The 11,517-nt window shown below is 70.8% G+C and carries 9 protein-coding genes; 3 read left to right on the forward strand and 6 right to left on the reverse strand.

Translation table 11 applies throughout. The features are described from left to right. Positions 1-118: 118 nt before the first annotated feature. From ACFWI4_RS32745 to ACFWI4_RS32755, 3 genes are all read right to left on the reverse strand, one after another. Positions 119-694: a TerD family protein gene (locus tag ACFWI4_RS32745; RefSeq protein ID WP_339129149.1), complete on the reverse strand. Its 576-nt coding sequence runs from the start codon at positions 692-694 to the stop codon at positions 119-121. A gap of 114 nt (positions 695-808) precedes the next feature. Then, positions 809-1,267 carry a peroxiredoxin gene (locus ACFWI4_RS32750; protein WP_365483906.1) on the reverse strand — a complete coding sequence of 153 codons (459 nt, stop codon included), beginning with the start codon at positions 1,265-1,267 and terminating at the stop codon, positions 809-811. A gap of 184 nt (positions 1,268-1,451) precedes the next feature. Continuing rightward, complete coding sequence (locus ACFWI4_RS32755; RefSeq protein ID WP_385396926.1) at positions 1,452-1,880, reverse strand: DUF3052 domain-containing protein; 429 nt, start codon at positions 1,878-1,880, stop codon at positions 1,452-1,454. A gap of 465 nt (positions 1,881-2,345) precedes the next feature. On the opposite strand from ACFWI4_RS32755, the gene aceE reads away from it, so the two are divergent. Beyond that, positions 2,346-5,093, forward strand: a complete 2,748-nt coding sequence (aceE, locus tag ACFWI4_RS32760; RefSeq protein WP_387203749.1) for a pyruvate dehydrogenase (acetyl-transferring), homodimeric type — start codon at positions 2,346-2,348, stop codon at positions 5,091-5,093. Positions 5,094-5,208: 115 nt separating this feature from the next. On the opposite strand, the gene ACFWI4_RS32765 is transcribed toward aceE, so the two are convergent. Then, complete coding sequence (locus ACFWI4_RS32765) at positions 5,209-5,643, reverse strand: CU044_2847 family protein (RefSeq protein ID WP_387203752.1); 435 nt, start codon at positions 5,641-5,643, stop codon at positions 5,209-5,211. A gap of 139 nt (positions 5,644-5,782) precedes the next feature. Between ACFWI4_RS32765 and ACFWI4_RS32770 the strand changes: the two genes are divergently transcribed. Further along, positions 5,783-6,967: a hypothetical protein gene (locus ACFWI4_RS32770; protein WP_387203755.1), complete on the forward strand. Its 1,185-nt coding sequence runs from the start codon at positions 5,783-5,785 to the stop codon at positions 6,965-6,967. Here the strand turns inward: ACFWI4_RS32770 and ACFWI4_RS32775 are convergent. Both ACFWI4_RS32775 and ACFWI4_RS32780 read right to left on the reverse strand, forming a co-directional pair. Next, on the reverse strand, positions 6,953-7,528 hold the full coding sequence (locus ACFWI4_RS32775; RefSeq protein WP_387203758.1) for an NUDIX hydrolase: 576 nt from the start codon (positions 7,526-7,528) through the stop codon (positions 6,953-6,955). The genes ACFWI4_RS32770 and ACFWI4_RS32775 overlap by 15 nt on opposite strands. A gap of 25 nt (positions 7,529-7,553) precedes the next feature. Next, the gene (locus ACFWI4_RS32780; protein ID WP_387203761.1) at positions 7,554-10,532 is read right to left on the reverse strand and encodes a trypsin-like peptidase domain-containing protein; all 2,979 of its coding nucleotides are present in this window, start codon (positions 10,530-10,532) and stop codon (positions 7,554-7,556) included. 176 nt (positions 10,533-10,708) lie between these two features. On the opposite strand from ACFWI4_RS32780, the gene ACFWI4_RS32785 reads away from it, so the two are divergent. Next, complete coding sequence (locus tag ACFWI4_RS32785) at positions 10,709-11,488, forward strand: potassium channel family protein (RefSeq protein WP_387203764.1); 780 nt, start codon at positions 10,709-10,711, stop codon at positions 11,486-11,488. Positions 11,489-11,517 lie beyond the last annotated feature (29 nt).

Here is an 11,517-nt window from a genome sequence, read left to right on the forward strand (position 1 = left end):
CCTCGCTTCCCCCCGTTTTTGGTGCCCCCACGTGTTTTTCGATATTATGTTCCTCGGCCCGGCCTCGCCCCGCGCGGCCCCGCGCCCCCCCCGGACCGGGATGCCCGAGGGCTGTGGCTCAGACGTTGACGCCGAAGTCCTGCGCGATACCGCGCAGGCCCGATGCATACCCCTGGCCGATGGCGCGGAACTTCCATTCGGCGCCGTTGCGGTAGAGCTCGCCGAAGACCATCGCGGTCTCCGTCGAGGCGTCCTCGGAGAGGTCGTAGCGCGCGATCTCGGCCTCGCCGGCCTGGTTCACCACGCGGATGTACGCGTTGCGGACCTGGCCGAAGGACTGCTGGCGGTTCTCGGCCTCGTAGATGGAGACCGGGAACACGATCTTCGAGACGTCGGCGGGAACGGCGGCGAGGTTGACCTTGATCTGCTCGTCGTCGCCCTCGCCCTCACCGGTGATGTTGTCGCCGGTGTGCTCGACCGAGCCGTCGGGGCTCTTCAGGTTGTTGAAGAACACGAAGTTCTGGTCGGTGCTGACCTTGCCGTCCGCGTTCGTGAGGATGGCGCTGGCGTCGAGGTCGAAGTCCACGCCGGTGGTCGTACGGGCGTCCCATCCCAGGCCGACGATGACCGCGGTCAGTCCCGGGGCCTCCTTCGACAGCGATACGTTGCCGCCCTTGCTGAGGCTGACTCCCACGAGTCCTCCCAATGGTGTTCAGGGGCGGGGAGCCCCGTAGGTGCGTTGGTATCGGATCAACGGTTCGATCCTAGTGACGGGTTCCCGTGCCTTGCAGGGCTTGGAACCGAAGAATCACAGGGTGTCGAGCGCCTTGACGTACTCGTTCAGGTCACGCGCGTCCGGCAGCGCGTTGACGACGGTCCAGCGGACGACGCCCTCCTTGTCGATGATGAACGTGCCGCGCACGGCGCAGCCCTTGTCCTCGTCGAAGACGCCGTAGGCGCGCGAAATGTTGCCGTGCGGCCAGAAGTCGGAGAGCAGCGGGTACTCCAGGCCCTCCTGCTCGGCGAAGACGCGCAGCGTGTGGATGGAGTCGTTGGAGACCGCGAGGAGCTGGGTGTCGCGGTCGGTGAACTGCGGCAGATTGTCGCGCAGGGAGCAGAGCTCGCCGGTGCACACGCCGGTGAAGGCGAAGGGGTAGAAGAGCAGTACGACGTTCTTCTCGCCACGGAAGTCGGACAGCTTCACGGTGGCGCCGTGGTTGTCCTTCAGCTCGAAGTCCGGGGCCTTGGTACCGACCTCGACGGCCATAGTCACTCGCTTCCCTTCCAAGGGTCTGTTCGGGTGACGACCAGCGTACGCAGTGATCGGCTCGGGGCGGCGGCGCGACCCCGGCGGGGTCCCCCGGGTGCCGGTTCCCGGAATGCGTGAGGCCCCCGCCGAGGTGGCTCGGCGGGGGCCTCACGGATGTTCTGGCTTGCAGACGGGGCTCAGCTCAGCGCTTCGACTTGGGGGTGGCCAGGCGGGTGCCCGACCAGTCCTTGGCGACGGAGATGCTCTTCGTCTGGGAGAGGCCGGCTGTCTGTGCGGCATCACTGATGTCGCTGGGCTCGACGTAGCCGTCCCTGCCGGTCTTCGGGGTCAGCAGCAGGATCATGCCGCCGTCCTCAAGGAACCCGATGGCGTCCACCAGCGCGTCCGTGAGATCGCCGTCCTCGTCCCGGAACCACAACAGCACCACGTCGGCGACGTCGTCGTAGTCCTCGTCGACCAGATCCTGGCCGATCAGAGATTCGATGCTTTCACGGAGCTCGTTGTCAACGTCGTCGTCGAAGCCGATCTCCTGGACCACCTGTCCGGGCTCGAACCCCAGCCTGGCGGCCGGGTTGGTCCGCTCCTCCGCGTGGTCCGCGGTCGCGCTCACGGCTTGCCTCCTGATCATGTTTCGGAATTGGGGTCTCCCTCTGCTCGTACGGAGCGGGGGGATGTCAGCCACGCGCGTACGCGAAGCGTTGGCCGTAGTCCACACGGGCGGAGCGGATCGCGCAAGTACCCGGCCGTCGAGACCGCCGAAACGGTGACGATCCTGGCAGTGCGCACGCAACTCCCGTTGGGCCATCATGACGCCACGTGACGGGCACCACACACTTCTGCCCCATTTGTCCCCTTCGGAACCCTTGGGGCGTGCGAAAGCCGAACGGCTTTGCGGAACGCGTCACGCCCTGAGCGTATCGTTACGTTTTGGTCGAGACCGCCCCAACGGTCCGGACGAGCGTTTCGGTTACCCCCAGGTAGAGATGACGTAGGCGTTCGCGGGGTACACGATGGGGATCGGTGCAGAAGCAGGGAAAACCCACCGAAGACAGCCCTCTGACAGCGAAGGAACAGCGTGGCTCCCGGATCCGATCGCAACCCGATCATCATTGGCGGCCTTCCCAGCCAGGTCCCGGACTTCGACCCCGAGGAGACTCGGGAGTGGCTCGACTCCCTCGACGCCGCCGTGGACGAGCGCGGCCGCGAGCGGGCCCGTTATCTGATGCTCCGGCTGATCGAGCGGGCCCGTGAGAAGCGCGTGGCCGTGCCCGAGATGCGCAGCACGGACTACGTCAACACGATCGCCACCAAGGACGAGCCGTTCTTCCCCGGCAACGAGGAGATCGAGCGCAAGGTCCTCAACGCGACCCGCTGGAACGCGGCCGTGATGGTCTCCAGGGCACAGCGCCCGGGCATCGGCGTCGGCGGCCACATCGCGACCTTCGCCTCCTCCGCCTCGCTCTACGACGTCGGCTTCAACCACTTCTTCCGGGGCAAGGACGAGGGCGACGGCGGCGACCAGATCTTCTTCCAGGGGCACGCCTCGCCGGGCATCTACGCCCGCGCGTTCCTGCTGGACCGGCTCTCCGAGCAGCAGCTCGACGCGTTCCGCCAGGAGAAGTCGAAGGCTCCCCACGGACTGTCCTCGTACCCGCACCCGCGGCTGATGCCGGACTTCTGGGAGTTCCCGACCGTGTCGATGGGCCTCGGTCCGCTCGGCGCGATCTTCCAGGCGCGGATGAACCGCTACATGGAGGCGCGCGGGATCGCGGACACCTCCAGATCCCACGTTTGGGCGTTCCTGGGCGACGGCGAGATGGACGAGCCGGAGTCGCTCGGCCAGCTGTCGATCGCCGCGCGCGAGGGCCTGGACAACCTGACCTTCGTCGTGAACTGCAACCTCCAGCGTCTCGACGGACCGGTGCGCGGCAACGGGAAGATCATCCAGGAGCTGGAGTCGCAGTTCCGGGGCGCCGGCTGGAACGTGATCAAGCTGGTCTGGGACCGCACCTGGGACCCGCTGCTGGCGCAGGACCGAGACGGGGTGCTGGTCAACCGGCTGAACACCACGCCCGACGGCCAGTTCCAGACGTACGCCACGGAGACGGGCGCGTACATCCGCGACCACTTCTTCGGGGACGACCACCGGCTGCGGGCGATGGTCGAGAACATGACCGACGACCAGATCCTGCACCTGGGGCGCGGCGGTCACGACCACAAGAAGATCTTCGCGGCGTTCTCGGCGGCCAAGGCGCACGCGGGCCAGCCGACGGTGATCCTGGCGCAGACGGTCAAGGGCTGGACGCTCGGCCCGAACTTCGAGGGCCGCAACGCCACGCACCAGATGAAGAAGCTGACGGTCGCCGACCTCAAGGGGTTCCGCGACCGGCTGCACCTGCCGATCACGGACCGGGAGCTGGAGGACGGCGCGCCGCCTTACTACCACCCGGGCCGCAGGTCGGAGGAGATCCAGTACATGCACGACCGCCGGCAGAGCCTCGGCGGGTACGTGCCCACGCGGGTCGTCCGGTCGAAGCCCCTGGTCCTGCCCGAGGACAAGACGTACGCGAGTGTGAAGAAGGGTTCGGGTCAGCAGTCCATCGCCACGACCATGGCGTTCGTGCGGCTGCTCAAGGACCTCATGCGGGACAAGGAGATCGGCAAGCGGTTCGTGCTGATCGCGCCGGACGAGTACCGCACGTTCGGCATGGACTCGTTCTTCCCGAGCGCGAAGATCTACAACCCGCTCGGCCAGCAGTACGAGTCGGTGGACCGTGAGCTGCTCCTCGCGTACAAGGAGTCGCCGACCGGGCAGATGCTGCACGACGGCATCTCGGAGGCGGGCTGCACGGCCTCGCTGATCGCCGCGGGCTCGGCGTACGCCACCCACGGCGAGCCGCTGATCCCGGTGTACGTCTTCTACTCGATGTTCGGTTTCCAGCGCACGGGTGACCAGTTCTGGCAGATGGCCGACCAGCTGGCGCGCGGTTTCGTGCTGGGCGCGACCGCCGGGCGCACGACGCTGACCGGCGAGGGGCTCCAGCACGCGGACGGCCACTCGCAGCTGCTCGCCTCCACGAACCCGGGCTGTGTCGCCTACGACCCGGCGTTCGGCTTCGAGATCGCGCACATCGTCCAGGACGGTCTGCGCCGTATGTACGGCTCCTCGGAGGAGCACCCGCACGGGGAGGACGTCTTCTACTACCTCACCGTCTACAACGAGCCGCTCCAGCACCCGGCGGAGCCGGAGAACGTGGACGCCGAGGGCATCCTGAAGGGCCTCTACCGCTTCAGCGAGGGCACCTCGGGCGCCATCCCCGCGCAGATCATGGCGTCCGGCATCGGCGTCACCTGGGCGCTGGAGGCGCAGCGGATCCTCGCCGAGGAGTGGAACGTACGGGCCGACGTGTGGTCGGCGACCTCCTGGAACGAACTGCGGCGCGAGGCCGTCGAGGTGGAGCGGCACAACCTGCTGCATCCCGAGGAGGAGCAGCGCGTCCCGTACGTGACGCGGAAGCTGTCCTCCGCGCAGGGTCCGTTCGTGGCCGTCTCCGACTGGATGCGTTCGGTTCCCGACCAGATCTCCCGGTGGGTGCCGGGCACCTACCAGTCGCTCGGCGCGGACGGTTTCGGCTTCGCGGACACGCGCGGCGCGGCCCGGCGCTTCTTCCACATCGACGCCCAGTCGATCGTGGTCGCCGTGCTGACCGAACTGGCCCGCGAGGGCAAGGTGGACCGCTCGGTGCTGAAGCAGGCGGTCGACCGCTACCAGCTGCTCGACGTACGGGCGGCCGACCCGGGCGCTGCGGGCGGCGACGCGTAGGCGGAACGCACAGAGGTCCGGGGGGGTGGTGGAGTCGGCCATCGGCTCCACCACCCCCCGGACCCGGGCCGGTCGGGTGCCGTCCCAGGAGCTCACCCGCGGATCGTCCGGACCCTCACCCGCCCGCGTCCGCGCTCTCCTGTCCGTCCCCGCCCCCGTACCCCTCCCCCTCGTCCTCGTCCTCGTCCTCGTCCTCGTCCTCGTCCTCCGTGCCGATGGCCGCGGCCGACGTCTCGGGCGGCTCCCCCTTGCGCCACGTCACACTCACCTTCAGCGTGGCTTTCGCGCCCGCCTCGGTCAGCACGCTCACCAACTGCCCCGTCTTGCCCGCGAGTTCGATCCCGAATTCGAGGGAGACCTCGTCGGGCGCCGCGCTGCGCAGGCCGGCCCGCACGCTGCGCGTGATCGTCTCGATGGTCTGCGGCAGGTCGTCCAGCCGACGGCCCACGGACCGCCCGAAGCCGGTGTCGACCGGCCCCGCGTCGTCGTCCTCGACCCTCACCCACAGGGTCGTGCCGTCGGGCATGACCGCTTGAACAAGGTCGGACATCCATGCCTCCAGGTGATTCACATCCAGCCGGAAGACGGCAGGATGCAACAATTCCCCAGGAAGTGCCGGGCCTTCTCCTGAAGTTGTCCGGGCCGGACGGCGTCAGGCGGACTCGATGACAGGCACACACCGGTTATCCGTGCGCGAGAAGGTGTTCCTGTCCGACGCCGAGATCCATCGCGAGTCGGACTTCGCCACGGCGGAGGACCTGCGCGCCCGCGTGCTCTTCCACGTGCTGTTCTCCGACGAGCTGCTCATCGGGGACTCGCAGTGCCTCAACACCCCGCTGTTCCGCGCGCTGGTCTCGCCCGCCGAGGCCAGGAGGCACGGGGTGCGCGGAGATCTCGGCCAACTGCTCGACAACGGCCGGATCCAGGTCGCCCGCCGCGACGGCCTCACCCTGCGTGAGGTCCACGCGTCCCAGGCCCTGCGCGAGGTCAAGCACCGCCCCGACGCCGGCTACGCCGACGAGTTGGACCGCCGCATCCGGGCACACCCCGTCTCGTACGACTTCGGCGCCGTCGCCGCCGCGTTCAAGTCCGGTGTGCTGCGGCTGATCGGGCGGCGGCTCTCCGGGACCGAGGGCGCCACGTACGACGTGCTCGAACGGGCCCGTGAGTGGGTCACCGGCCAGGAGCCCCTCTACTTCAACTCGGTCAAGAACTGGGTCGAGGGCTTCCGGACGGCGGACGGCAGCGTGCCCGCCGCGCTCGTCCTCGCGCTGGAGGCGGTCGACCGCGCGGCCGGCGAAGCGTACCGGCAGGCCTTGCCCACCGTGCTCGGCGCGTCCACGGCCGCTTCGGAGGGCCTGGAAGGACTCACCGACGCGGCCACCCGCCGCACCGTGGTGGAACGGACCGGGTTCGCGGCCGGTGTGCTCGACCCGTTCCTGCTCGGCAGGATCCCCGTCGACGTCCTGCTGGAGGCGACCGAGCAGCCGTCACGTACCGCCCTCGTCGAGGAACTGGCCGTCATGAAGAACGGGGAACGGCCCGACCTGGACCGGTTCCAGGAGGCGATGGCCGAGTTCAGCGGCTGGACGCGGGAGGCCTTCGGCCGCGCCTTCGACGCGACGGACGAGCGGGAGCTGGCCGTCCTGCGGGGACGGCGGAACCTGATGCGGTACGGGATCACCGAGGACTCGCTGACGGGGACGCTCGGAGCGGTGCTCGACGTGGGCCCGGTGGACGACAGCCGGAACGAGTACCTCGACGCCCGGTTCGCGGCGCGGAGCGTCCCGGTCCCTGCGGCCCCTGCCGCTCCGCCGGCGCACCCGCCCGTCCGGCAGCGGCGGCGCGCCGTCATCGGGTCAGCCGGCCGATGACCCGTCGGCGAGCGCCAGGGCCAGGGCCGCGAGCGTCACCCCGCAGGTGACCCGGCCCTCGCACAGCCAGCCCATGATCTCGTCGCGTGCGGCCCACACCGGTTCGGTGACCGACTCCATCTCCTCGGGGAGGGCCGCGCCTGCGCCGGACACCTCGGCGGTCACGACGTGGACGCCCGACTCGATCAGGCCGGTCTCCGCGTGGAGCATGCCGAGGGACCGCAGCGACGACCGGTCGCAGTCGTAGCCGGTCTCCTCCGCAAGCTCCCGCGCCGCCGCGTCCAGAGGTGATTCGCCCGGCTCGCATCCGCCACGGGGGAACTCCAGGGACACCGCTCCGACCGGATAGCGGTACGTCGGCACGAGCGCCCAGCCCGCGGGTCCCGTCGGCACCACCACGACCCCGGTGTGCGACCACCGCCACCGCAGGTACGTGCCCGCCGCTCCCGAGGGCGACACGACCTCGTCGTCGTAGAGGCTGCCGAACCGGTTGCTGAACACCTCGACGGCCTTGCTCCGCCGGATGGGCCTGGGCGCGGAAGCGGACAAGAGGTCCTCCATCGGTAGGGCGCTCCTACGGGACGTCTCAGCCGTCCGTCGCAGACAGCATGCCGACCCAGGATGATCGCTCCTGGGCCGCGGTGTCCACATCCCCGGAGAGTCGCAGCAGCAGCTCCAGCGCGTTCCGCTGGTCCCGCGCCCTCGCCGGGGTCGGCGGCAGAGCGGCGCGGAGCAGCACGCCTTCCCGCACCGCGCCGTAGGCCTCGTCCGGGCGCCCCGCCCAGACGAGGTGCAGGCCGTGCCGGTGCAGGGACTCGGGAAGCCGGGTGCGGTAGTGCCCCGGCCGTCGCTCGGCAAGCCCCCGCAGCAGTTCCAGCGCCTCCGCGCCGGTGGCGAGGGCGTCCTCCGTCAGTCCGGTCCGCTGGCGGCACACGGCGAGGAGCTCCAGGCATTCAAGGAGCACGTCCTCCTGGCGGCCGCCGGGCGCCGCCTGGTCGCACCAGGTCACTCCCTCGGCGGCGTCGGCGGCCGCGCCGTTCACCTGGTGGTCGCTCAGCCGCAGCAGCGCCAGGGTGCTCAGGGCCGAGGCGGTGTCCAGGAGCCGCCGTCTGCGGTCGCCACCGGCGGCGTCCAGGAGCTCGCGGTGCAGGGCCACCGCCTCCACGCTCAGCTCCAGGGCCGGCCCGTTCTGTCCCTCCCGGTGCTTCAGCAGGCTCAGATGACTGAGCGCCATCGCGTGGTCCGCCGTGTAGGAAGCGGAGCGGCGGCGGAGGTCCCGGCTGAGTTCGACCGCCCGGGCCGCGGCCTCGATCGCCTCGGTGCGGCGTCCGGTCTCCTCGTGGCGCAGGCTGCAGGCCCGCAGCCGGCGGATCCGCAGCAGCCGGTCCGCTTCGCCGTCGCTCGCGTCGGGCTCCCGCAGAAGCCGGGTGAGGACGAGCGCGGAGACCTCGGAAAGGCCGGAGGGATGCCCCGGGAGGTGCTTCTCGACCTCAAGCAGGAGAGACGTGTCGCAGGTCTCCAGCACCGGCCGCATCACGCCGGCGAGCGGTTCCGCGTGCGGTACGCGGCCGCCCGTGACGGCCAGGGCCGGAAGCAGTTCCCGCGGATTCGCCCGCACGGCCTCGGCCAGCGCGCGGTCCAGGAGTTCATGGGCCGGATGCTCCACGACCCTGCCCACCGACGTGCACCCGCGCGACCTCGCGAGCGCGTCGAGCGTCTCCAGCAGCGCGTCGGCCCGCCGGTCCCCCTCCAGCCCGCCGCCGTCCAGCACGGCCCGGAGATAGCCGCGCCCGCCGGGGCCCGAGCTCTCCTCCTCGCCCAGCACCCGCCGTATCAGGATCTCGCCGACACGGTCCGGCTCCAGCGGGGCGACCCCACCGGGCCCCGAGGGGTAGAGCATCCGCAGGCAGGCGTGCACGGAGGACATGTTCAGAGCCGGCTGTCCCGGGAACGCGGCCTCCCGCGTGCGTCCGAGGAGTGCCGTGAGCTCCTCCCGGTCGCGTCCCGTGGCGAGGGTGGGCACCAGCAGCAGTCCCTGCGTCATCAGGGGACCGCCCCGGCCTGCCAGGGGTCCGTCCCGTCCGAGCCGGTCCTCCAGCAGGGCGTGCCAGCCCCTGGTCTCGTGCCGGCAGATCCGTTCCAGCGGGTCCTCGCCCTCCGCCCAGGTCCCACCGTGGCGCAGGGTGAGAACGGCGTCGAGGGCGCTCGCCAGCACCCCGAGCAGCGAATCCTGCCGCCCCGCCCGGCCGCCCAACGACACCGGTACGGGCAGCCAGGGGCAGCCCAGCTGCCGGGCGAACTCCGTGAACGCCCGGGCGGCCAGGTCCTCAGGTCCGGTGGTGGCGATCGTGTCCGGGAGTCTTCGCGAGACGGCCGAGCGCAGGGCCCAGTCGTCGATCCCGAGATCCTCCAGCGCCTCGCGCAGCGACCGCCACAGGGGTTCCTCCGAACGGGCCAGGAGCAGGACCCGCAGGGTCAGGTCCCGGGTCCGGCGGCGGTGCACGTGCTTCAGGAGCGCGCCCACGTCGTCCTGCCGGGCCTGCGCGTAGTCGAAGACCACCAGGACCGGGAATCCCGCCGTCAGGGCGGTGGTGAGGCTCTCCAGCCAGCGTCCACGCCCGGACGGGTCCCGAAAGGCGTCACGCTCGGCGAATCCCGCGATCCAGCCCCGCTCGCGCACGCGTCGGCAGACCTCGGCCGACAGACGGGTCTTCCCGGCACCGCCCGGCGCGTGCAGCAGGCGGAGCACCTGGTCGGACGGCTCATGGCACCACGTCTCCAGCTGCTCCAGCTCGGGGCGGTCGACGAAGGGCATCGCACCTTGCGCGAGCATCCGGGACGGTGTGGCGGGAGGTGCGGCGCCGTCGTCGGCGGCGTCGAAGAGCGCCTCCTGGAGCTCCGTACGGCCGCGGGCGACGTCGAACCAGTCGGTCCCCGGGCGGTGTGCGGCCGCGTTCCGCTCCAGCAGTCCCGGGGTGCACTCCTCGACCGCTTCGACGGGGATCAGCCAGCCGCCGGACTCGTTCTTCTCGTTGCGGGAGGCCTTCAGGATGCCGCACACCCGGCCCGTGCCGGTGCTGAGGACGGGGCCGCCGCTGAACCCCTGGACCACCTGGTCGCCGTGCAGCCGTACGAACCGGCCGCTGTGCCCCGCCACCCGCAGGTCCAGGGTGTCGGGCTGGATGCCCGGCTCCAGGGTGCGGCCGCTGAACCCGTGGACCGACACCCGCTCCGACTGCGTGGGGGCCCTCTCGTCCAGCCACACGCCGTCGGTGTGCCCGACGGGTTCGGACAGCCGTAACGCGGCGAGGTCGGGAAAGCCGTGGACCGCTCCCTCGCCCCTGGCCGGGGGAGCCAGCGCCACCACCTCGACGGCGAGCACACCGCCGTCCACCTCGGCCGTCAGGGACCGTTCCTCGCAACCGGCGACGACATGGGCGCAGGTGAGGACGGTGTCGCGGGAGACGAGGAACCCGCTGCCCCGGAACTCCCCCGCCGCCCGGATCCGCACCACGTTGCGCTCCGTCATGGCACGCAGCCGTTCCAGGACAGCCTTGTCCAACACGCCGGTCTCCTTCGCCCCGTTCCCGCCCACCGCCGGGCCCGGTCAGGAGGATTCCCCCGCTCGCCCACCGGACACGCCCCGGACCGCTACGGACCCGGATCGGCACCGCCCCGGACCGGCACCGCCCCGTATCGGTCCCCGAACCAATACCGGCCGCGTCCTCCTACGATGCGGACATGAGCGAAGAATCGGCGCAGGCCCGTTGGGAGCTGCTGACGCAGCGGCCCCTGCTCGTCCTCGCGGTGGCGTTCGCGCTCGGGTACGCGGTACCGATCGTGGACAGTGACGCGGGCCGGCCGGTGACGCTGACCTGCACGGCGGTGGAATGGGTGGTGTGGGGGGCCTTCGCCACCGACTACCTGGTCCGGCTCGCCCTGGCCCGGGAGCGGCGCGCCTTCGTCCGCGATCACTGGCTGGACCTGTGCGCCGTGATCCTGCCGATCCTCCAGCCGCTGCGGCTGCTGCGGCTCGTGTCCACGCTGATGCTGGTGGGGCGGCGCGCCCGGATGGCCTCGCAGATCCGGCTGACGACGTACGTGGGCGGCGCGGTCGTCGGTCTGCTGATGTTCGGCTCGCTCGCCGTGCTGTCGGTGGAACGCGACTCGCCGAACGGGAACATCAAGACGCTGGGTGACGCGGTGTGGTGGTCGTTCACGACGATGACGACCGTGGGGTACGGCGATCACGCCCCGACGACGGGGATGGGCCGTGTCATCGCGGTGGGTCTGATGCTCTCGGGGATCGCCCTGCTCGGTGTGGTCACCGCGAACATCGCCGCCTGGTTCATCTCCCGGTTCGAGAAGGACGACGTGGAGGAGCGGCGGCAGACCGCGGCGATCGAGGAACTCGCGGCTCAGGTGCAGGCGCTGAGGGCCGAGGTCGCCGCGCTGGCCGGGGGTCCGGGGATCCTGCCGCACCCGTTGTCGGCGGGCTCGGAGGAGCACTCCCCCACCTGACGGGCGTGGGCCCGCGCGCCGCTCGGAGC

Origin of the sequence: Streptomyces sp. NPDC127038, from assembly GCF_042725875.1 — a bacterium.
In the GTDB taxonomy this organism is placed as follows: Bacteria; Actinomycetota; Actinomycetes; order Streptomycetales; family Streptomycetaceae; genus Streptomyces.